The organism is Streptomyces sp. T12 (assembly GCF_028736035.1).
Classification (GTDB): domain Bacteria; phylum Actinomycetota; class Actinomycetes; order Streptomycetales; family Streptomycetaceae; genus Streptomyces.
This window is the reverse complement of record NZ_CP117866.1, coordinates 8133452-8155212: the sequence shown is the minus strand read 5'-3', so window position 1 is coordinate 8155212 and position 21761 is coordinate 8133452. Positions and strand designations below refer to the sequence as shown.

Here is a 21761-nt window from a genome sequence, read left to right as displayed (position 1 = left end):
TCGGCGTGGACACCGAACATACCGAACACACCGAAGAGACCGAGGAGTTCCTCCTGACCCGGTCGCGGACGGCGAACCAGCGGCTGCACGCCCTGATCCCCGGGGGCGCGCACACCTACGCCAAGGGCGACGACCAGTACCCCGAGAACCTGGCCCCGGTCATCAGCCACGGCCACGGGGCCCACGTGTGGGACGTCGACGGCAACCGTTACATCGAGTACGGCTCCGGCCTGCGGTCGGTCAGCCTCGGCCACGCCCACCCACGCGTGATCGAGGCGGTGCGGCGGGAACTCGACCGCGGCAGCAACTTCGTCCGGCCGTCCATCGTGGAGGTCGAGGCCGCGGAACGCTTCCTGGCCACGGTGCCGACTGCCGAGATGGTGAAGTTCGCGAAGAACGGCTCCGACGCCACCACCGCCGCGGTGCGCCTCGCCCGCGCCGCCACCGGCCGCCCGCGGGTGGCCCTCTGCGCCGACCACCCCTTCTTCTCCACCGACGACTGGTTCATCGGCACCACGCCGATGTCCGCGGGTATTCCGGCGGCGACCACCGACCTCACCGTGGCGTTCCCTTACGGGGACCTGGCCGCCACGGAGGAGCTGCTCACCCGGTACCAGGACGAGATCGCCTGCCTGATCCTCGAACCCGCCACCCACACCGAGCCGCCGCCCGGGTACCTCGCCGGCCTGCGCGAGCTGGCCGACCGGCACGGCTGCGTACTGATCTTCGACGAGATGATCACCGGCTTCCGCTGGTCCGAGGCGGGCGCCCAGGGCCTGTACGGCGTCGTCCCCGACCTCTCCACGTTCGGCAAGGCGCTGGGCAACGGGTTCGCCGTCTCCGCGCTGGCCGGGCGCCGCGAGCTGATGGAGCGGGGCGGGCTGCGGCACTCCGGCGACCGGGTGTTCCTGCTGTCCACCACCCACGGTGCCGAAACGCACTCCCTGGCGGCCGCGATGGCCGTGCAGACCACCTACGTCGAGGAGGGCGTCACCGCGCGGCTGCACGCCCTCGGCGAGCGGTTGGCCGCCGGTGTCCGCGACGCCGCGGCGAGCATGGGCGTCGGCGACCACATCGTCGTCCGGGGCCGGCCCAGCAACCTCGTCTTCGCCACCCTCGACGAGAACGGGCAGCCGTCGCAGGAGTACCGCACCCTGTTCCTGCGCCGCCTCCTCGCGGGCGGGGTGCTGGCCCCGTCGTTCGTGGTGAGCAGCGCGCTCGACGACGCCGACATCGATCACACCGTCGACGTGGTGGCCCAGGCGTGTGCGGTGTACCGGAAGGCACTGGACGCCGCCGACCCCACCCCCTGGCTGGGCGGACGACCGGTGAAGCCCGTATTCCGCCGCTTGGCGTGACGAGGCGTGACGAGACAAGACGTGACGTGACGCGACGTCAGCGACGCTCCCGCCGACCGGCATCGGCCATCCGATCGACCAGCCGGTCAGCCAGCCGGTCAGCCAGCCGGTCGACCAGCCACGCGGTCGCCGGAATCACCGCCAGCGCGGTGCACCAGCCGCCGAGGGCGTCGGTCGGGTAGTGCGCGCCCAGGGCGACCTGCGCCCAGCCCATGGCGGCGCCGGCGACCAGCGCCGCGGCGAGTACCAGTGACGTGCCGGCCGTCCTGCCGAGGCCGAGCCGGCCGGCCGCGAGCAGCGCCACCACGAGGGCGAGCGCGGTGAGGAAGGCGGTGTGCCCGCTCGGGTAGGACAGGTTGCCGTCGCCGTGGATGGTGCGTCCCACCAGGGGCTTGAGCAGCGTCGCCGTCCCCACGGCCATGGCCGGGCCGGCGACGACGAGCACCGCCGCGCGAGGACGCCGAAGCAGCAGGCAGCCCGTCACAGCGGCCACGACCAGCATCGCCGCTCCCACGGGCTCCCCCAAGAAGTCCGTGGCCAGAGCGACGTGCCGCCACGGCGGCCGCACACTGTCCGCCGTCGGCTGGATGATCCACCTGTCCACCCTGCCGGGCTCGCTGTGGCCGGCGTACAGGACCCCGAGCACGACGACCACCAGCGCGGCGAGGGCCGCCATCAGCCAGAGCCGCACGCGCAACGCCGGGGGCAGCACCGCGGTCGACCTGCGGTGCTCTGCCGTGATCGGTGGATGGCGCTCCGGATCGTGACCTGTTGAGGCAGGGTGAGGGTGCTGCCCTTCATCCGACCGGTGGACAGTCATGAATCAGCGGCTCCCTGTTTCCCCTGCTCCAGGCCCGCTCCGGCCGAACCATCCCACGCCACTGACGCTGGTCGACGTGGCCTTCGGCTTCTGCTGGCGCCAACTCCCCACCAACGAGACCCTATACGAGCGTCACAGCCGATGGCCGTCTCTCGATGTCGAGCAGGAGCATGGCGTCATGAGCGGGGGTGCCGGGCTCGGCGGTGTACGTGCCGAGGCGTTGGCCCGGGGTGCCCTCGATGTGCATGCTCTGGCCGCTCAGGGTGAGGACGCCGACCTGGGGATGATGGAAGGTCTTCTGGATCTTCTTGCGGCCGATGACCTCGTAGCGCTCCCACAGCTTCGCGAAGTCGGGACTCTTGAGCAGAAGTTCTCCCACGAGGCTGGTGAGATCGGGTGCGTCCGGGTTGATGCCGGCTTCGGCGCGCAGGCGAGCGACGCAGCCGCGGACCTGGGTGTCCCAGTCGGGGAATAGCTCGTGGGCAGTGGGGTGCAGGAAGAGGTAGCGGGCGAGGTTCCGCTGGGTGGCGGGCCAGTCGGCGATGCCGGCGTACAGGGCCAGGCCGGCGGGGTTCCAGGCGAGCAGGTCCATGCTGCGGCTGACGATGTAGGCGGGGTTCGGCCGCATCGTCTCCAGCAGCAGCTTCAGGTGCGGGCGGACCGTCCTGCTGGGCGGGGGAGGCGTTCGGGGGCGTAGCGGGCGGCCCGGGCGGCCAGCTCGCGCAGGTGGTGGTGTTCCTCGTCGTCGAGGTGCAGGGCGCGGGCGAGGGCGTCGATGACACCGGGGCTGGGTCGGGTTTCCTTGCCGCGCTCGAGGCGGGTGTAGTAGTCGATGCTGACCCCGGCGAGCGTGGCCAGTTCCTCGCGGCGCAGGCCGGGGGTGCGGCGTACGCCGGGGCCGGGGGTGAGGCCGGCGCTCTCGGGGCTGGTCTGGGTGCGGCGGGCGCGCAGGAAGCGCGCCAGTTCGTCGCCGCTGGTGTGCTGCTCGGGTGACATGGATCCAGTGTCGCAACGCCGCCACCAGCGCGGTGTCCGCGAGAGGGGCCCTGTCATACCCACCGCTGGCCACCCCCGGGAAGAATCCGGCCTGCCTGTGCAGCGCTCGGGGCGGCACGTTGGACGACGTCACCACTTCCTTCCCCTCACCTTCATTCCCGTCCCCCAGGAGCGCCGCCCCGTGTCCACTCCCCTCACCGCGACCGCCGCACAAGGGCGCGAGGCCGCGGGCCCGCGCCGTCCTGGCGCCACCGCGGCGCTGGGGGCCGCGCTGCTGGGGTTCTTTGTCATCACGCTGGACGCCTTGGTCGTCAACGTGGCGCTGCCGTCCATCCGGGCCGACCGGCTCGGGGCCCGCCGCACCTTCGGTGTGGGGCTGGTCGTGTTCGTGGCCGCCTCGGCTGCCGGCTTCCTGCTCCGGCCCGCCGCCCCCGCGTAAGACGACAAGCCACGCCCGGGAGGGGTGCGGCACGGCACCCGTGCGGCACCTGCGCGGTACTCCACTTGCGACAGCACAGACCAATGAGACAAATGACCAAAAAGGAAAGGAAAGGTCAATGAAGTACATCAAGCTGCGTGATCTGGAGGTCTCCCGAATCGGCCTGGGCGCGATGGGAATGTCCCACGGCTACACCGGCTCCGGGACCGACGACGCGGAATCCACGCGCACCCTGCACCGGGCACTGGAGCGGTGATCGAGGCCGTCGGCACCCGCCAGACGCTGGAGACCGCCCTCGGAACGGTCGTCGACGGAGGCACCGTCAGCCGCCTGGGCGTCCCGCAGTACGAGGAAGGCCCCGTCGGCCCTTCCATGATCATGCGGAACATCACCCTCACCGGCGGTGCCAGCCCGGCCCGCGCCTGCATCGACGAGCTGATGCCGGACGTGCTGGACGGCGCCATCGAACCGGGCCGCGTCTTCGATCAGGACTTCTCCCTCGACCAGGTCCGGGACGCCTACCGGGCCATGGCCGACCGCCGCGTCCTCAAGGCGCTCATCACCTTCTGACCTCCTACCAGTACGACAAGGAAGCCCCCCATGCACACCGTCACCCTCAACAACGGCATCGAGATGCCCGTCCTCGGATTCGGCGTTTACCAGATCCCGCCGGAGCAGACCGAGCAGGCCGTCACCGACGCCCTCGCCGCCGGCTACCGGCTGCTCGACACGGCCGCCGCCTACGGCAACGAGGAAGCAGTCGGACACGCCATCAAGAACAGCGGCATCCCGCGCGAAGAGCTGTTCGTCACCACCAAGCTGTGGGTCCAGGACGCGCCCGCCGAAGAGAACACCAAGCACGCCTTCGAGACCTCGCTGAGCAAGCTCGGCCTGGACTACCTCGACCTCTACCTGATGCACCAGCCCTACGGCGACGTCTACGGTCAGTGGCGTGCCATGGAGAGCCTGCACCGCGACGGCCGTATCAAGGCGATCGGCGTCGCCAACTTCTACCCCGACCGCCTCCTCGACCTCGTCCTCAACAACGAGATCACGCCCGCGGTCAACCAGATCGAGACCCATCCGTTCTTCCAGCGGGTCGCCGATCAGGAGCTGATGCGCGAGCGCGGGGTCCAGATCCAGTCGTGGGGCGGGTTCGCCGAGGGCAAGAACAACCTCTTCACCCACCCGCTCCTGAGCGCGATCAGCAGCCGGCACGGCAAGTCCGTGGCACAGGTCGTCCTGCGCTGGCTCGTCCAGCGCGGCGTCGTCGCCATCCCGAAGTCGGTCCGCCCCGAGCGGATGGCGGAGAACATCGATGTCTTCGACTTCCAGCTGACCGACGAGCAGATGGCGTCCATCGCCACCCTGGACACCGGCGCCTCCCTGTTCTTCGACCACCGTGACCCCGAGATGGTCAGCTGGCTCAGCAAGCGGCGCCTGACGGACTGACATGTGGATCCACAGGGTCAGGGGTTGCCGTCGGTTCCCGAGCCGGCCGCGGTGCCACCGCCCCCGCAGCCCGCGACCAGCGTCGCGGTGGTCAGGGCGGATAGATCCGACGCCGCGAGGCGCCTGGTTCTCGATTCCACGGGTTCCTCCACTTCACTGGGCACGGTCCCGCAAGACCATGTCGGCGGCCGGTGATGCGGCCGCCTGTATCGGTGGTGCTTCGCCGTCTCGGGGTCAGAGTCGGGGCGGCGAAGCGACCGATGCCCGTGCCACCAGCGGGCACGGCAGCATTTCCTGGGCAACCGGACCAGTCTCCCGGTCCGGGGCGCCCGTGAGCGCGAGCAGTTGTACGACGGCTCGCGCCCCCATCTCGTAGTGCGGCAGGGCGACGGTGGTCAGCCCTGGGAACATGCCGTCGCAGATCAGTTCCTGGTTGTCGAAACCGATGACCGACAGATCGGCCGGGATCGACAGCCCCAGCTGGGCGGCGGCGTGGTAGGCGCCCATCGCCATCCGGTCGGTGAAGCAGAACAGCGCGGTGGGCCGCTCCGCCGCCTGCAGCAGCCCGAGTGCCGCCCGGTAGCCGCCCGCCGCGTCGGAGGTCTCGGTCACCACCAGCCCGGGATCGAAGGCGACACCTGCTTCCGCGAGGGCCTGGCGGTAGCCGGCCAGCCGCCCGTGGGTGGCCGGGATGTTGTCGACGTTGTTGAGGAAGCCGATACGGCGGTGGCCGTGCCGGAGCAGTTCGTGTACGGCGGTGTAGCCGCCCTGGACCTCGTCCGGCACCACCGACGGGACGGCGGGGTCGTCCGCGCGTGCGTCGAGCAGAACCGTGGGGACCGAGCGCAACTGCTCCGGCACCTCCACGACCCGGTGGTACATCGACGCGTACAGCACCCCGTCGACCTGGCGCTGGAGCAGCAGTTCGATCTCCTTGCGCTCCAGCTCCGGGTCTCCGCCGGTGTTCAGCAACAGCAACAGCAGGTCGTGCTTGGCCGCCTCTTCCTGGGCTCCCAGGATGATCTGGCCGGCGAAGGGGGTGGTGGCGATCCGGTCGCTGACGAAGCCGACGGTGCTCGACCGCTTCAGCCGCAGGCCACGGGCCAGACCGTTGGGCGCGTACCCCAGCCGCTGGGCCGTCTCCAGGACGCGCTGCCGGGTCTCGGGGTTGATGCGCTTGCCCTCGGCCTCGTTGAGGATGTGGGAAACGGTCGTGACCGAGACTCCGGCGGCTTCCGCCACGTCCTTGATCCCGATCCGCCTGCCCATTGCGGTGCCCAATCGTTTTGGCAAGTGAGTGCGGGATGAGATTGCGCCGGGGTGGGGCCGCTTGTCAACATCTCGTAGACGCCGTCAAACGAGCGGATCCAAGAACGTCAGCACGGAGGCGTCCTCCTCGATCAGCGGGGTGAGGGCGGCGTTGAAGGGGCCGCCGTACGGGGCGTTCAGGTGCGCCTGGAAGGCGTCCTCGTCCCGGTACACCTCGAAGATCCAGAAGGCGCGCGGGTGGGCTGCCTTGGTGTAGACGTCGAAGGCGATGTTGCCTTCTTCCTCGCGCACCTTCAGGGCGTAGTCCCCGATCATGCGGGCGACCTCGGCCTCCGCTCCCTCGCGGGCGGTGAACTCGGCGAGCAGGGTCTTCTTCATGGTCTCGTGTCCTTGTCAGTTGTGGGCGGAGTCGAGGTGCCAGACGACGGCCTGGTCCAGCTTCACCGAGCCGTTCTCGGCGAAGACCTCCACTCCCTGGCCGGCGGGGTCGGGGAAGATCTGGTCGGTGATCACGGCCTCGCCGCTGCCGCCGAAGACCTCGACGGACGACCAGTCGACGAGGATCCGCAGCTTCACCTTGCCGTTCTTGGCCTTCAGCGGTGCGGTCTGGACACCGGGGAAGGTGCTGTTGAAGTCCACGGCGCCGGAGCGGGTGCGGTCGACGTACAGCTCCTGTGTCGTGGTGTCGTAGCCGATGACGGTCTCCTCGCCGCCTGCGCCGGTGCGCACCTTCAGGCCGAAGCGTTCGGCGTCCTTGAGGGAGAAGGTCGCCTCGATGTCGAGCGCCTTGCCCTTGGCCGCGGGTCCGATGAGGGGCTGGGCGGTGTTCTTGACGGTGACCCCGGTCGCGGACACCGGGTCCTGCCGCAGGGACGCCACGCTGTTCACCGGCTTGCTGGTCAGCCGGATCCGGCCGTCGACCGTACGCAGGGCCATCTCCCGGGGGATGCTCTGCGCGCCACGCCAGGGGGAGGTGGGGATGGCTCCGCTGTAGTCCCAGTTGTTCATCCAGCCGATCATGTAGCGCTTGCCGCCCGGTGCGTTCTCCCAGGACACGGCCGCGTAGTAGTCCTTGCCGTAGTCGGCCCAGTCGGCGCGCTGTACGACCGACTTGGCGGGGGCGTCGGCGGCGGTGAACCGGTCGGCCAGGATGTGGCCCCAGCCGGCGGTGTTCATGTCGACGACCTGGATCTGCGCCTTCTTGCCGGCGTAGGGACGCAGGTCGAAGGACGCCCAGTCCAGGGCCTCGCTGTTGGCGCCGGTGGCGCTGCGGACGATCTGGCCGTCGACGACCAGGTTGACGGAGGTCTCCTGGGAGACCGGCTGGGCCAAAGCGTCGGACAGCATGACGTGGTCGACGTTGATGTGGCCCCAGCCGCCGCTGTTGTCGTCGACGATCCTGATCTGCGCCTTCTTGCCGGCGAGGACCTTGACGTCCCAGGAGGCCCAGTTGAGCGCCTCGCCGTCCTTTCCGGTCGTGCTGCGCACCACCTGGCCGTCGACGAGGAGTTCGACGGCGGTGGGGTTGTCGGAGCCGGCGGGGTGGTTGCCGCCGCCGACGAGGAAGTTGACGTAGTCCTTGTCGATGGTGAATTCCGGCGAGGTGAGGGTGCCGGTGGTGGAGTCGCCGTTCAGGTAGCTGTTGACCAGGCCATTGCCCCGGAATCCGGAGACTTCCTGCTGGTTGGGGAGGGTGCCGGTGGCCGGTGCCGAGCCGAAGGCGTCTCCGGTCGTCGTCCAGTCGCCGTAGCTGCCTCCTTCGAAGTCGGCCAGGACCGTCCCCGCGGGCGGGTCTCCCTGCTCCAGGAGCGTCCCGGGTTCGTGCGGGTGCCGTCCGCCACCGACCTTGAAGTTCAGGTAGCGGCTGTCGACGGTGAACTCGGGCGAGGTGAGGATGCCGGTGGCCGCGTCACCGCCGTGGAAGCTGTTGGCGAGGCCCGTGCCGTCGAAGCCGGAGACGGCGCCCTGTCCCTCCACCGCCCCGGCCGCCGGTCCGGCGCCGAACGCGGTGCCGGTGGTCGTCCACGCGCCGAAGTCGGTGTTCTCGAAGTCCTGCACCACCGTGCCGGTGGGCGGGGTGTAGGTGCCCTTGTCCTCGGCGGTGAACTTCTTGCCGTCGAAGTCACCGATGAAGTACTGGGCGGCCGAACCGCCCGCGATACCGCCGGGGTTGATGTTGACGACGAGGACCCACTTGATGTTGTTCTTGTCCCCGTCGACCGCGAGGGGGAACAGATCGGGGCACTCCCACACGCCGCCCGTCGCACCGGCCGGTCCGAACTCGCTCTGGAGCTTCCAGTCCTTGAGGTTCTTGGACGAGTAGAACTGCACTTTGTGCTCGGTGGACAGAGACACCGTCATCAGCCAGCTCTTGGTCGGCGCGTACCACTGGACCTTGGGATCGCGGAACTCCCTGGAGCCGATGTCGATGACCGGGTTGCCCTGGTACTTGGTCCAGGTGCGGCCGCGGTCGGTGCTGTAGGCGAGCGACTGGGCCTGGATGCCCGTGTCCTTGGCGTAGCTGGTGTAGATCGCCACCATGGGCGGGTTCTCCTTGGTACCGAACCCGGTGCTGTTGTTCCAGTCGACGACCGCGCTGCCGGAGAACACCATCTCCTTGTCGTCGTGCGACAGGGCGAGCGGCAGCTCCTTCCAGTGCACGAGGTCGGTGCTCACCGCGTGCCCCCAGGACATGTCGCCCCACGAGTTGCCGTTGGGGTTGTACTGGTAGAAGAGGTGGTACTCGCCCTTGTGGTACACGAGGCCGTTGGGGTCGTTCATCCAGTTCTTCTCCGGGGTGAAGTGGAACTGGGGCCGGTAGGTCTCGGAGTACGGCGAGATGTCTGCGGCGACGGCCTGGGGGGCAAGCGGGGCTGCAGACAGGGCACAGACGGTCGCCACCGCCGCGATCATCCGTATACGGGCATGCCGGGATACACGTTCAGAGCTCATGGTGTCTCCTGTGCCGCGGCCGTCCGCGCAGCGGAGCCTGATGCCCGGCGCGGAACCGACCGAAAAGTGACGCCTTGCCGACGCCGTCGTCCACGGCGCCGAAAAGGGGACGGGGTGTCAACGTTGACTTGTGTCATCGATGACATCGAGTGGCCCGATGATGGACGCAATCCCGCCAACGCGTCAACGGTTCGGCCGTGATGTCCGCTGCGCGGCCCGACTGTCCGTCAGGTGTGATCGGCCGTGGCCAGCTGCTCCAACTGGCTCTGCCACGGGGGGTTGGGGCCGGCAACCGAGCAGGTCAGGGCCGCGACCCGGGCGGCGAACCGGCAGGCTTCCGCGACGTCGTCGAGACGGATTTCCGTCAGCCGGCCACCGAGCAGTCCGCGGACGCCGAGGTGGTGCAGCAGCCCCGCCGTGAAGGAGTCCCCCGCTCCGACCGTGTCGACGACGTTCGTCGGCACGGCAGGCACCTCGACCCGTTCGCCGTCGAGCGAGGCCAGGGCGCCGTCGGCGCCACGTGTGATCACCACGAGCCGCGCTCCGGCCGCGTGCCAGAGGTCGCACGCCTCCTCGGGCGACGTGCCCGGCAGCAGCAGTTCCAGGTCGTCCTCGCTCAGCCGGAGCACGTCCGCGAGGGCGCACCAGTGCGCCAGCCGGGCGCGGTAGACGTCGGGGTGCACCAGCAGCGGCCGGACATTGGGGTCGATGCTGATGGTCGCGTGCGGGGCGGCCGCCGCCAGGAAGTCCTCCACCACCGCGGCCCCCGGTTCCTGCACCAGGGCCAGGGATCCGGTGTGCACGCAGGCGGTTTCGGACAGGTCCACCCGCGCCAGTTCCTGTGCCGTCCACTGCCAGTCCGCCGTGTTCTGCGCATGGAAGGAGAACGCGGCCTGCCCCTGGGCGTCCAGCTCCGCCACGGCCAGCGTGCTGGGCTCCGCGGCCGGGACGGCGCTCGACAGGTCCACCCCGGATGTCTCCAGGTGGGCACGGAACAGGCGGCCGAACACATCGCCCGACAACCGCGCGAGGAAGCGGGCCGGGGTGCCGAGGCGGGCCAGTGACACCGCCGTATTCGCAGGTCCGCCGCCGGGCAGCACACGCAGGGCGAGTTCGTTCGAGGTGCTGGCGGGATCGACGAACGCGTCCGCGACGCACTCTCCCAGGACGGTGATCTGGCGCGGGCTCATGGGCTGCTCTTCTCTGCGAACGTACGGGCAAAAAAGCGGGCACGAAACGGGCGGCCGCAGGGGACGTTGCGGACTTGTGACGCGTGCAAGGCATTGACGTTTCCGGGAGCCGGAGTCCATCATCCTCGCCATGCAGTGTCAACGATGACATAAGTCAACGATGACACCCGGGCGGCATGCTCTGACACCCACCCCGTGCCGCTCGCCACACCTCAGGAGTCGAACATGCCTCGCACCACTCGTCTGTCCTCCTCCCTCCTCAGAGCGGCCGCCGTCACGGGCGTCGCGGCCCTCACCCTGACGGCCTGCGGATCCGGCTCCGGTTCGGACTCCACGGGCTCCGGTTCGGGCAGCGTCAAGGTCGGTCTGATCACCAAGACCGACACCAACCCGTTCTTCGTGAAGATGAAGGAGGGCGCGGAGAAGGCCGCCAAGGAGAACGGCGCCGAACTGTCCACCGCCGCAGGCAAGTTCGACGGGGACAACGCCGGGCAGGTCACCGCCCTCGAGAACATGGTCGCCGCCGGCGTGAAGGGCATCCTGATCACCCCGAGCGACTCCAAGGCCATCGTGCCCGCGATCGAGAAGGCCAAGGCCAAGGGTGTTCTGGTCATCGCCCTGGACACCCCGACCGACCCGGAGAGCGCGGTCGACGCCCTCTTCGCCACCGACAACCTCAAGGCGGGCGAGCTGATCGGCGAGTACGCCAAGGCCGCCATGAAGGGCAAGACGGCGAAGATAGCCGCCCTCGACCTCGCGCCGGGCGTCTCCGTCGGCGTCCAGCGGCACGACGGCTTCCTGAAGGGCTTCGGCGCCACCGAGAAGGATGTCGCCTGCGCCCAGGACACCGGCGGCGACCAGGCCAAGGGCCAGACCGCCATGGAGAACTGCCTCCAGAAGGAACCCGGCATCAACGTCGTCTACACGATCAACGAACCGGCCGCCCTGGGCGCGTACACCGCGCTGAAGGCCAAGGGCCGGGAGAAGGACGTGCTGATCGTCTCCGTCGACGGCGGCTGCACCGGCACCCAGGCGGTCAAGGACGGCAAGATCGCCGCGACGTCCCAGCAGTACCCGCTGAAGATGGCCGCCGAGGGTGTCAAGGCCGTCGTGGCGTACGCCAAGGACGGCAAGAAGGCGTCCGGTTACACGGACACGGGCGTCACCCTGATCACCGACAAGGCGCAGGACGGGGTCACGTCCAAGGACACCGCCTACGGCCTGGAGAACTGCTGGGGCTGAGCCGCCCCCGACGACCGTACGTTCGCCGCCTCCCCCTTAAGCGGGGCGGCCGCCCCCTCCTCCCCGACCGTGGGGACGGCCGCCTCGTGCCCTTGTCCTCCGACTTCTTCGATTCCTCCGGTTCCTCCCACGAGGACGGACGGGGACGGACAAGGACTCTGTCTTCCGACAAGGACTCCGCATGACCGCCACGTCCACGCCTCCGAGCACGTCCTCGCCGTATGCCGAGCTCAAAGCGCCGACCACGGCCCGCAGACTGCTCACGGCACCCACCACCGGCCCGCTGGCCGCCCTCCTCCTGGCCTGCGCCTTCTTCTCCTTCTCGACCGACCAGTTCCTCACGGGCGGCAACTTCTCGCTGATCGTGCAGCAGGTCATGGTCGTCGGCACCCTCGCCATCGGCCAGACCCTGATCATCCTCACGGCGGGCATCGACCTGTCGTGCGGTGCCGTCATGGCCTTCGGCAGCATCATGATCGCCAAGATGGCCGCCGAGGGCTCCATGCCCCCGCTCGTCGCCATCGCCGTGGGCATCGCCGTCTGCGGCGGATTCGGTCTGCTCAACGGGCTGTTGGTGCAGAAGATCCCGCTGCCGCCGTTCATCGTCACCCTCGGCATGCTCAACGTGGCGTTCGCGCTGACCCACATCTACTCCGAGGAGCAGACGGTCACCAACCTGCCGGGCCCGCTGACGGCGCTCGGGGAGACGTTCCCGCTCGGCCACACCGACATCACCTACGGCTCCCTGGTCACCATCGGCCTGTTCCTCCTCCTCGCCTACGCGCTGAGCAGCACCGGTTGGGGCCGGCACGTCTACGCGCTGGGCAACAGCCAGGAAGCGGCGCGGCTGAACGGCATCCGCACCTCCCGCCTGACCATCGGCGTCTACACCGTGGCGGGTCTCCTCTACGGCCTCGCCGCCCTGCTGCTCATCTCCCGCACCGGAGTCGGCGACCCGCAGGCCGGCCAGACCGACAACCTCGACAGCATCACCGCCGTGGTCCTCGGCGGCACCAGCCTCTTCGGCGGACGCGGTTCGGTGCTTGGCACCTTCATCGGCGTCCTCATCGTCGGTGTCTTCCGCAACGGCCTGCAGCTGATGGGCGTCGCCTCCATCTACCAGACCCTGATCACCGGCGTCCTGGTGATCCTCGCGGTGACCGTCGACCAGATCTCCCGGAAGAAGGCCCGATGAGCGCCACGACCTCCCCCACCCCTGTCCTTCAGGCCCGCGGTCTGGTCAAGCGCTACGGCCACGTCACCGCCATCGACGGCGCCGACTTCGACCTGATGCCCGGCGAGGTCCTCGCCGTCATCGGAGACAACGGAGCGGGCAAGACCAGCCTGATCAAGGCCCTCACCGGTGCGGTGGTCCCGGACGAGGGCGAGATACGCCTCAACGGCAAGCCGATCCAGTTCTCCGGGCCGCAGAGTGCCCGTGCCCACGGCATCGAGACGGTCTATCAGGACCTCGCCGTGGCCGCGTCCATGGACATCGCCTCGAACATGTTCCTCGGGCGCGAGCTGCGCCGCCCCGGTGTCCTCGGCAGTGTCTTCCGCATGCTCGACAAGAAGCGCATGCGTCAGGAGGCCGCCGAGCACATGGCGGACCTGAAGATCGGTCTGCGCTCGCTGACGCAGGCGGTCGAGACGCTCTCCGGCGGACAGCGGCAGGCCGTCGCGGTGGCCCGTTCCGTCGCCTGGGCGCGCAGTGTCGTCGTCATGGACGAGCCCACCGCCGCGCTCGGCGTCAAGGAGTCGGGGCAGGTTCTGGACCTCATCCGCCGAGTCCGGGACAAGGGCATGCCGGTGGTCCTGATCAGCCACAACATGCCGCACGTCTTCGAGATCGCCGACCGGATCCACGTCCACCGGCTGGGCCGGCGCGCCGCCGTGATCAAGCCGTCCGACTACTCCATGGCGGAGGTCGTGGCCATCATGACCGGCGCACTCACCGTCGATGCGGCCGGAGGTACTGTCGTGGCGGATTCCGAGGCGGCGAAGGCCGCGGGAGTCCAGGCCAACTGACGACAGGACCGCAGCACTCACAGGTTCCGGCCGAGGCCGCGGCCGGGACCGACGAGCACAGGAGACCGTTTCCTCCATGGCAGCGAACCGCCGCCCGACCATGGCAGACGTCGCCCGAGAAGTGGGCGTCAGCGCCAAGACCGTCTCCCGGGTTCTCAACGAGGACGGATACGCCTCGGAACAGACCAGGGAGCAGGTTCTCGCCGCCGTTGCCAAGCTCGGCTTCCAGCCGAACCTCATGGCCCGCAACATCCGGGTCGGAGGACCCGACACCACGATCGGACTGGTCATCCCCGACCTGGCCAACCCGTTCTTCGGAGCCGTGGCCAGGAGCATCGAGGACACGGTCCGCGACCGTGGCCTGACCTTGCTCGTGGGCTCCTCCGCGGACGATCCCGACCGCGAGCGCTCGTTGACGGACAAGTTCCTCGCCCGCCGCGTCAGCATCCTCATGGTCGTGCCGTCCGTCGGCGCCGACCACTGCCACCTCAAGGCCCACCGCACCGCGGGACTGCCCGTGGTCTTCATCGACCGCCCCGGCGCGGGCCTGGCCACGGACAGCGTCGTCAGCTCCAACCGGGACGGCTCCCACGAGGGCGTCGCCCACCTGATCGCCCACGGACACCGGCGCATCGGCTTCATCGGCGACCTGCCCACCAAGCTCTACACCCGCCGCGAACGCCTCGCCGGCTACCGCGCCGCCCTGCAGGAAGCCGACATTCCCTACGATCGCTCACTGGTCGTCAGCGCACACGACCAACAGGGGGCCGAGGCCGCGACCTCGAAGCTGCTCGACCTGGCCGATGCCCCCACGGCCCTGTACGCCGGCAACAACATCATGGCCCTGGGAATAGTCGCCCAACTCGCCCGCAGCAAGCGCAAGGACGTCGCCGTCGTCGCCTTCGACGACGTCTCGCTCGCCGAGGCCCTCGAACCGGCCCTGACCGTCGTCGCCCAGGACCCCGGGGAAATCGGCAGAACAGCAGCGACGGCCGCCCTCGCCCGCTTGGACGGCGACCGATCTCGGGCACGGACCATCACGGTCCCCACCCGCCTGATCGTCCGAGGCTCGGGCGAGCAGCCTGTGCTCGGCGCGCGGGAGGCATGAGCGGGTCGCCTCCGTACCATTCGAGACGAGGGTGGGTAGTGGTGGATCCAACACGCAGTGGCCGGGTGGGTGTCCGCTGCTTCTCCCTCCGCCCTGACCCGGCTCTGGAGCGGCCACTGCTCAGGACGGGCACCGCTCCTCATGCGTCCAGACCACCGCGCTTGACGAGCTGGCTCGCGATGACGTTCCGCTGGATCTCGTTCGTGCCCTCGCCGACGATCATCAGCGGGGCGTCACGGAAGTAGCGTTCGACGTCGAACTCGGTGGAGTAGCCGTAACCGCCGTGGACGCGCACAGCGTTGAGGGCGATCTGCATGGCGGTCTCGGAGGCGAACAGCTTCGCCATCCCCGCCTCCATGTCCACCCGACGGCCGGCATCCGCCTCCCGGGCCGCGTACAGGGTGAGCTGACGGGCCGCAGTCAGTGAAGTGGCCATGTCCGCCAGGTAGTTGCCGACCGACTGGTGCTTCCAGATCGGCTTGCCGAACGACTCCCGCTCCTGGGCGTAGGCGAGGGAGTCCTCGAACGCCGCCCGGCCGACGCCGAGCGCGCGGGCGGCGACCTGGAGGCGTCCGGTCTCCAGGCCCTTCATCATCTGCGCGAAGCCCTTCCCCTCCCCACCGCCGAGTACGGCGTCGGCCGGGGCCCGGTAGTCCTCGAAGGACAGCTCGCAGCTCTCCACTCCCTTGTAGCCGAGCTTGGGCAGGTCGCGGGAGACGGTGAGACCGGGACCGTGTTCGACCAGCAGGATCGAGATGCCCCGGTGGGCGGGGACGGCGTCCGGATCCGTCTTGCACAGCAGGGCGATCAGGCCGGACCGGCGGGAGTTGGTGATCCAGGTCTTCGCCCCGTCGACCACGTATCCGCGATCGCCGTCCTTGCGGGCGACCGTGCGCATGGCCTGCAGGTCCGAGCCGCCGCCCGGCTCGGTCAGGGCCATGGTCGCGCGGATCTCGCCGGTGGCCATCTTCGGCAGGTACCGGCGCTTCTGCTCCTCCGTGCCGAAGTGCAGCAGCAGCTTGGCGACCACGGTGTGGCCGCCCATCGCGCCGGCCAGGCTCATCCAGCCGCGGGCCAGTTCCTCGGTGATCAGGACATAGCACGGGGTGGAGACCGGGGTGCCGCCGTATTCCTCGGGGACGGCGAGGCCGAAGACGCCGAGCCGCTTCATCTGCTCGATCAGAGCCTCGGGGTAGGTGTTCGCGTGCTCCAGTTCCCGGACGACCGGTTTCACCTCCTTGTCGACGAAGTCGCGCACCGTATGGACGATGAACTGCTCGTCCTCGGACAGGATGTCGAGGGTGCTCATGGGGCGAGGCTCCTTGCTGAACTAGCGGGTGGCGAAGGGCTGTTCAGATGACGCGTTCGGCCCTCAGGCTGTCGATGTCGGCCGTGCTGTACCCCAGCTCGGCCAGGATCGTCTCGGTGTGCTCGCCGACCGCGGGGACGGGATCCATGCGCGGAGCGAGGCCGGCCAGGTCCGCCGGCGGCAGCAGCGCCTCCACCGTGGCTCCGCCGGCGATCCGTACGTCCCGTCGGCGGTTCCGGCTGCTGAGCACCGGGTGGTCAAGGAACGCCGCCACGTCGTTCACCCCCGCGTTGGCGATGCCCGCCTCATCCAGCAGTTTCATCACCTCATCACTGTTCAGCTCGTCGAAGCGCTCGGCCACGATCGCGTTCAGCTCCTCACGATGGGCCACTCGGGCGGATCCGGTGGCGAAGCGTGGATCTGCGACGAGCCTCGGCAGGCCGAGGAACCGACCGCACAGGGCGGCCCATTCGCGCTCGTTCTGGATGGAGAACAGCACGTCCTTGCCGTCGGCGGCGGTGTAGGCGCCGTACGGGGCGATGGTGGCGTGCTGGGTGCCGAGGCGCGGGGGCTGGGTGCCGCCGAAGCGGGTGTAGTAGGCGGGCTGGCTGACCCACTCGGCCAGTGCCTCGAACAGCGAGACCTCCACGGCACGGGCGACGCCGGTGGTGGCGCGGGTGAACAGGGCGGTGAGGATGCCGGAGTAGGCATACATGCCTGCGGCGATGTCGGCGATCGATACGCCGACACGGGCGGAGCCGTGCTCGTTGCCGGTGAGCGAGACGAGGCCGGTCTGGCACTGCACCAGCAGGTCGTATGCCTTGCGGTCGGCCCACGGGCCGCTGGAGCCGTAGCCCGAGAGGGAACACGGAATGAGAGAGGGAAAGCGTTCGGCGAGCGCATCGGCGCCCAGGCCCATTCGTGCGGCCGCACCGGGGGCAAGGTTCTGCACGAACACGTCCGCGTCTGCGAGGAGTTGTTCCAGGACGGCCCTTCCCGCCTCCGACTTCAGGTCGAGCGTGACGGACTCCTTGGACCGGTTGAGCCACACGAAGTAACTGGACTCGCCGTGCACCGTGGTGTCGTAGCGTCGGGCGAAGTCACCTCCGCCCGGCCGCTCCACCTTGATGACCCGGGCGCCGAGGTCGGCCAGCTGGCGGGTGGCGAAGGGGGCGGCCACCGCCTGCTCGACGCTGACGACGGTGACGCCGGCCAGCGGCAGCGCTTCGGACGCTTCGGGGAGCTCGGTCATGGGCGACCTCCAGGAGGATGCGGGTCCCGTGCCGGGGCTACCATCATGGATGGTCATGGTGATGTCAGTGAAATAGCAATGCGTGATACCCCCATGCTCGCTCCGGATGGCGGTGGAAGGAAGGCCCCCTTTTGGACATCAAGCAGCTCAAGGCGATCGTCACGGTCGCCGAGGTGGGCAGCGTCACGCGTGCCGCGGAGCTGCTGCATCTGGTGCAGCCCGCGGTGACCCGGCAGATCCGCACCCTGGAACAGGAACTCGGCGTCGACCTCTTCGAGCGGACCGGGACGGGCATGCGGCCCACCGAGGCGGGCGCGATCATGGTCGACCGTGCCCGGCGGGCCCTGAACGAGCTGGAGCGGGCCCGTGCCGAGGTGCAACCGGCCCCGGGCGAGGTGTCCGGCATCGTCACCGTCGGCCTGTTGGAAAGCACCAGCGACCTGCTCTCCGAGCCGCTGGTGACCGCCGTCGCCCGCAGCCATCCCGGCGTCGAACTTCGCCTGATGACCGCCTACTCGGGGCACCTCCAGCAGTGGCTCGACGACGGCGACCTGGATCTGACCCTGCTCTACAACCTGGACAGCACGCCCTCGCTCAACGCCCACCCGCTGGTGCGCGAGCGTCTGTGGGCGGTCGCTCCGCCGTCGGCCGGCCTGCGCGCCGACCGTCCGGTGCCGTTCGCGGAGGCGGCGGGGCATCCGCTCGTCATGCCCGCCTCGGGGCATGCGCTGCGCCGGCTGATCGACGCGGCGGCGGTGCGCGCCGGCTCCGCCCTGGACGTCGTCGTGCAGACCAACTCCATGCGGGTGCAGAAGCAGCTCGTCCGGGCGGGGCACGGCTGGACGGTGCTGCCCGGCGTCGGCATCGCCGAGGATGTCGCGCACGGCGACCTGAGTGCCGCACCGCTGAGCGAGCCCGACGTGTGGCGCTCGGTCGTCCTCGGCACTCCGCGGTCCGGGCGCACCCCGCCCGCCGTGGAGGTCGTCGCGCGTGAGCTGGTCCGCAGGGTCAACTCGGCGGTGGCCCAGGGCAGATGGCCGTCCGCCCGGATCCAGGGCACCGACGTTGCCGCCGAGGACGAGTGACGCGCAGTACCCCGAGGACACCATCGCCGGAGCCCCCGTGAACGACACCGGCCCTCAGCTCACCGCCATCGCCCGCGGATGTCGAGCGGGCCGACGTGTACGGCACCTCCATGGGCGGCCGGGTCGCTGGGGGTACCTACTCTGGGGGAGGATCGCCGCCCACCATCCGGACCGCGTGCGGCGACTCGTCCTGGGCTACCCTCCCCCGGCGGCCCGCACGCCGTCGAGCGCGACAGGTCCGTACGACGGGCCCTGGCCCAGCCGGACCCGGAGGCCGCCCGGCTGGCGCTGACCGACCTCACGTACTCCCCCGGCCTGGCCCCCCTCATCACCGCGCCCACCTTGATCCCGCACGGTGACCAGGACCGGCTCACTCCGCTGGACAACCTCCCCCTGCTCGCCACCCGTATCCCCGACGCCCGGACGCATCTGTTCCCGGGCGCCCGCCACGCCTGCTTCGAGGAGTGCCGCGCGGAGGCCGGTCCGCTCGTCGAGACGTTCCTCAACGAACGGTCGTAGCCGAACCACAGGTCATCGGGGCCTGCGGCTCCCTGCTATGCGAGCGAGGCATGCGGGTATCACGTCTTTCTATTGTCCAACCTCATCCATCAGCACCCATGATGTGTGGCACCTTGAGCCGACCGATCAGCGGAGTCGCTACGGATGAGCCAGACACATGCCCCGGCACCCTCCTGGCAGGAGGACGTGTTCACCGCGCTCAAGAAGCGCGGAGTCCAGCAGATCGCCTACGTCCCGGACTCCGGGCACGCCCACACCATCCGTGAGGCCCGACGCGACCCCGCCATCCATGACGTGGTGCTGACCACCGAGGAGGAGGGTGTCGCCGTGGTCAGCGGGGCATGGCTGGGCGGTCAGCGGGCGGTGCTGCTGATGCAGAGCAGTGGCGTCGGCAACTGCGTCAACATGTTCTCCCTGCTGCAGATGGCCTGGTTCCCCTTCCTCACGCTGGTGACGATGCGCGGCGAGTACGCCGAGTTCAATCCGTGGCAGGGCCCCATGGGCCGCACCACCCAGCAGGCCCTGGAACTCATGGGCATCACCGTCCTGCGGGCCGACGACCCCGAGGACGTCGAGGAGACCGTCGAGGCGGCGTTGGACTCGGTGTTCGAGGCCGGTGAGCGCGTCGCCGTGCTCCTCGGACAGAAGCTGATCGGCCGCAAGAAGTGGGAGCGCGACTGATGACCGCACTGATGACCACCCCTCTCCCCCGCCTCGACCGGCGCCGCTTCGTCGCCGACCTGATCGGCCGCCTTCCCGAGGACGCCCTGATCGTCACCGGCCTCGGCTCGCCCAGCTACGACGTCTTCGCCGCCGGTGACCGGCCCGGCACCTTCTACCTCTGGGGCGCGATGGGCGCCGCCGCCCCGCTCGCCCTCGGCCTGGCCCTGGCCCAGCCGGACCGCCCGGTCGTCGCCATCACCGGGGACGGAGAACACCTCATGGGCATCGGCACCTTGGCCACGATCGGCGCCCAGCTCCCGCCCAACCTCACGGTCGTGGTGCTGGACAACGCCCACTTCGGCGAAACCGGCATGCAGCCCAGCCACACCGGCCTGGGCACCGACCTCGTCGCCGTCGCCCAGGGCTTCGGCATCCGCGACACCCTGCGGATCACCGACCTCGACCAGACGGACGACCTCGCCACACGTATCAAGGCGCGCGCGGCGACGACGTACGCACAGGTGCTGATCACCACCGACGAGCCGCCGCGCGCCCTGCCGCCCCGCGACGGCGTCGCCAACAAGAACTCCTTCCGCGCCGCACTCGGCCTGAGCACCTTCTAGCCGACCTAGCCGACGGGACTCCCCCCATGCAGCGCTACGAGATGTTCATCGACGGGGAGAGCCGCAAGCCCGGCGCGGGCGAATGGTTCCCCACCGACAACCCCTACCTGGGCACCCCATGGGCCGAGATCGCCAAGGGCACCGCGGAAGACGTCGACGACGCCGTCCGAGCCGCCCACCGCGCCCTGCACAGCGGACCCTGGGCCGAACTCACCGCCGGCGCCCGCGGCTCGCTGCTCCGACTGCTACGTCCCCCAGTGGTTCCACTACTACGGCGGGCTCGCCGACAAGGTCGAGGGCACCGTCCCCCCGTTGGACAAGAAGGGCTACTTCGCCTACACGAAGAAGGAGCCCGTCGGGGTCGTCGCGGTCATCACGCCCTGGCTGCATTCAATGTGCGGCTACCGCCGCGTGGCCCCGCTGTTGCTGCTGGCCTGGAAGATCGCCCCGGCGCTCGCGGCCGGCTGCACGGTGGTGATCAAACCGTCGGAGTTCACCTTCGCCTCCACCGTCGAACTGGTCCGGCTCCTCCACGAGGCGGGGCTGCCGCCCAGTGTGGTCAACGTCGTCACCGGCTTCGGCCAGGACGTCGGATCCGCCCTCGTCGAGCACCCCCTCGTCCGCAAGATCACGTTCACCGGCTCGGACGCCACCGGCCGCCGCATCAACCAGGCCGCCGCGCGCGACTTCAAGCACGTCAGCCTCGAACTCGGCGGCAAGTCACCCAACATCGTCTTCGCCGACGCCGACCTGGACGCCGCCGTCAACGGCGCCGTCTCCGGCATCTTCGCCGCCACCGGACAGACCTGCATCGCCGGCTCCCGGCTCCTGGTGCAGCAGAGCGTGCACGACGAGGTCGTGGGCCGCCTGGTCGACCTCGCGCGCACCGCCCGGATGGGCGACCCCATGGACGAGGCCACCCAGGTGGGACCCATCACCACCGCGGCCCAGTACGCCAAGGTCCTCGACTACATCGACATCGCGCAGCGGGAAGGCGCCCGGCTCGCCCTCGGCGGCAAGGCCGCGGACGTCGGAGGCCGGTTCGTCGAACCGACCGTCTTCACCGGCGTGCGCAACAGCATGCGCATCGCCCAGGAGGAGGTCTTCGGTCCCGTCCTCGCGGTCATCCCCTTCCACGACGAGGAGGAGGCCGTCGCGCTCGCCAACGACAGCCGCTACGGCCTCGGCGCCGGCGTCTGGACCGGCGACATCGGCCGCGCCTTCCGCATGGCCGACCGCATCCGCTCCGGCACCGTCTGGGTCAACACCTACCGCGCGGTCAGCTACCTGACGCCCTTCGGCGGCTTCAAGGACTCCGGCATCGGCCGCGAGAACGGCATCGGCGCCATCACGGCGTACCTGGAGGACAAGAGCGTCTGGATCAACACCGGCGCGGCCACCGGCAATCCGTTCGTCCTGCGCTGAAAGGCCCCCCAAGGCCCCCAAGGACCCCGCA

At 69.7% G+C, this 21761-nt stretch carries 20 protein-coding genes and 4 pseudogenes; 15 read left to right on the top strand and 9 right to left on the bottom strand.

Translation table 11 applies throughout. The features are described from left to right. Positions 1-5 precede the first annotated feature (5 nt). A complete protein-coding gene (locus PBV52_RS36690) occupies positions 6-1358 on the top strand; it encodes a glutamate-1-semialdehyde 2,1-aminomutase (RefSeq protein ID WP_274244487.1) in 1353 nt (450 codons plus the stop codon). Between the two features lie 37 nt (positions 1359-1395). On the opposite strand, the gene PBV52_RS36685 is transcribed toward PBV52_RS36690, so the two are convergent. Both PBV52_RS36685 and PBV52_RS36680 read right to left on the bottom strand, forming a co-directional pair. After that, complete coding sequence (locus PBV52_RS36685; RefSeq protein WP_274249802.1) at positions 1396-2034, bottom strand: phosphatase PAP2 family protein; 639 nt, start codon at positions 2032-2034, stop codon at positions 1396-1398. 265 nt (positions 2035-2299) lie between these two features. Then, a pseudogene (locus PBV52_RS36680) lies at positions 2300-3174 on the bottom strand (helix-turn-helix transcriptional regulator). A gap of 181 nt (positions 3175-3355) precedes the next feature. On the opposite strand from PBV52_RS36680, the gene PBV52_RS36675 reads away from it, so the two are divergent. The 4 genes and pseudogenes from PBV52_RS36675 to PBV52_RS36660 all read left to right on the top strand — a co-directional run bounded on the left by PBV52_RS36675 (position 3356) and on the right by PBV52_RS36660 (position 5065). After that, positions 3356-3613: a hypothetical protein gene (locus PBV52_RS36675; protein WP_373921952.1), complete on the top strand. Its 258-nt coding sequence runs from the start codon at positions 3356-3358 to the stop codon at positions 3611-3613. Between the two features lie 118 nt (positions 3614-3731). Next, positions 3732-3863, top strand: a pseudogene (locus PBV52_RS36670) (aldo/keto reductase); the annotation flags it as partial. After that, a pseudogene (locus PBV52_RS36665) lies at positions 3854-4183 on the top strand (IMP dehydrogenase); the annotation flags it as partial. The pseudogenes PBV52_RS36670 and PBV52_RS36665, both read left to right, overlap by 10 nt. Before the next feature lie 30 nt (positions 4184-4213). Further along, entirely contained in the window at positions 4214-5065 is an 852-nt protein-coding gene (locus PBV52_RS36660) for an aldo/keto reductase (RefSeq protein WP_274244485.1), read from the top strand. A gap of 17 nt (positions 5066-5082) precedes the next feature. On the opposite strand, the gene PBV52_RS36655 is transcribed toward PBV52_RS36660, so the two are convergent. From PBV52_RS36655 to PBV52_RS36635, 5 genes are all read right to left on the bottom strand, one after another. Further along, entirely contained in the window at positions 5083-5205 is a 123-nt protein-coding gene (locus PBV52_RS36655) for a hypothetical protein (RefSeq protein ID WP_274244483.1), read from the bottom strand. A 94-nt stretch (positions 5206-5299) separates the two neighbouring features. Further along, positions 5300-6334 (bottom strand): LacI family DNA-binding transcriptional regulator, encoded by a 1035-nt coding sequence (locus tag PBV52_RS36650; RefSeq protein ID WP_274244480.1) that lies wholly within the window; start codon positions 6332-6334, stop codon positions 5300-5302. Positions 6335-6418: 84 nt separating this feature from the next. After that, on the bottom strand, positions 6419-6712 hold the full coding sequence (locus PBV52_RS36645) for a putative quinol monooxygenase (RefSeq protein WP_274244479.1): 294 nt from the start codon (positions 6710-6712) through the stop codon (positions 6419-6421). Between the two features lie 15 nt (positions 6713-6727). Further along, complete coding sequence (locus tag PBV52_RS36640; protein ID WP_274244477.1) at positions 6728-9286, bottom strand: GH32 C-terminal domain-containing protein; 2559 nt, start codon at positions 9284-9286, stop codon at positions 6728-6730. A 227-nt stretch (positions 9287-9513) separates the two neighbouring features. Continuing rightward, positions 9514-10476 carry a carbohydrate kinase gene (locus PBV52_RS36635; protein ID WP_274244475.1) on the bottom strand — a complete coding sequence of 321 codons (963 nt, stop codon included), beginning with the start codon at positions 10474-10476 and terminating at the stop codon, positions 9514-9516. Between the two features lie 225 nt (positions 10477-10701). On the opposite strand from PBV52_RS36635, the gene PBV52_RS36630 reads away from it, so the two are divergent. From PBV52_RS36630 to PBV52_RS36615, 4 genes are all read left to right on the top strand, one after another. Beyond that, positions 10702-11718: a sugar ABC transporter substrate-binding protein gene (locus tag PBV52_RS36630; RefSeq protein WP_274244473.1), complete on the top strand. Its 1017-nt coding sequence runs from the start codon at positions 10702-10704 to the stop codon at positions 11716-11718. Between the two features lie 181 nt (positions 11719-11899). After that, complete coding sequence (locus tag PBV52_RS36625) at positions 11900-12913, top strand: ABC transporter permease (protein ID WP_274244471.1); 1014 nt, start codon at positions 11900-11902, stop codon at positions 12911-12913. Continuing rightward, positions 12910-13746: an ATP-binding cassette domain-containing protein gene (locus tag PBV52_RS36620; protein ID WP_274244469.1), complete on the top strand. Its 837-nt coding sequence runs from the start codon at positions 12910-12912 to the stop codon at positions 13744-13746. Before PBV52_RS36625 ends, PBV52_RS36620 begins: the two co-directional genes overlap by 4 nt. Before the next feature lie 76 nt (positions 13747-13822). Further along, positions 13823-14854, top strand: coding sequence for a LacI family DNA-binding transcriptional regulator (locus tag PBV52_RS36615; RefSeq protein WP_274244467.1), 1032 nt, complete (start codon positions 13823-13825; stop codon positions 14852-14854). 139 nt (positions 14855-14993) lie between these two features. On the opposite strand, the gene PBV52_RS36610 is transcribed toward PBV52_RS36615, so the two are convergent. Beyond that, the gene (locus PBV52_RS36610; protein ID WP_274244465.1) at positions 14994-16163 is read right to left on the bottom strand and encodes an acyl-CoA dehydrogenase family protein; all 1170 of its coding nucleotides are present in this window, start codon (positions 16161-16163) and stop codon (positions 14994-14996) included. 43 nt (positions 16164-16206) lie between these two features. Beyond that, a complete protein-coding gene (locus PBV52_RS36605) occupies positions 16207-17415 on the bottom strand; it encodes a CaiB/BaiF CoA-transferase family protein (protein ID WP_274244463.1) in 1209 nt (402 codons plus the stop codon). A gap of 131 nt (positions 17416-17546) precedes the next feature. On the opposite strand from PBV52_RS36605, the gene PBV52_RS36600 reads away from it, so the two are divergent. The 6 genes and pseudogenes from PBV52_RS36600 (at position 17547) to PBV52_RS36575 (ending at position 21730) form a co-directional block, all read left to right on the top strand. Further along, complete coding sequence (locus tag PBV52_RS36600) at positions 17547-18500, top strand: LysR family transcriptional regulator (protein ID WP_274244462.1); 954 nt, start codon at positions 17547-17549, stop codon at positions 18498-18500. A 78-nt stretch (positions 18501-18578) separates the two neighbouring features. Continuing rightward, entirely contained in the window at positions 18579-19019 is a 441-nt protein-coding gene (locus PBV52_RS36595) for an alpha/beta fold hydrolase (protein ID WP_373921951.1), read from the top strand. Between the two features lie 144 nt (positions 19020-19163). After that, the gene (locus tag PBV52_RS36590) at positions 19164-19700 is read left to right on the top strand and encodes a thiamine pyrophosphate-binding protein (RefSeq protein ID WP_274244460.1); all 537 of its coding nucleotides are present in this window, start codon (positions 19164-19166) and stop codon (positions 19698-19700) included. Next, on the top strand, positions 19700-20305 hold the full coding sequence (locus PBV52_RS36585) for a thiamine pyrophosphate-dependent enzyme (RefSeq protein ID WP_274244458.1): 606 nt from the start codon (positions 19700-19702) through the stop codon (positions 20303-20305). Before PBV52_RS36590 ends, PBV52_RS36585 begins: the two co-directional genes overlap by 1 nt. Before the next feature lie 26 nt (positions 20306-20331). After that, positions 20332-20490, top strand: a pseudogene (locus PBV52_RS36580) (aldehyde dehydrogenase); the annotation flags it as partial. A 127-nt stretch (positions 20491-20617) separates the two neighbouring features. Further along, positions 20618-21730 carry an aldehyde dehydrogenase family protein gene (locus tag PBV52_RS36575; RefSeq protein WP_274244456.1) on the top strand — a complete coding sequence of 371 codons (1113 nt, stop codon included), beginning with the start codon at positions 20618-20620 and terminating at the stop codon, positions 21728-21730. The last annotated feature ends 31 nt before the right edge of the window (positions 21731-21761 follow it).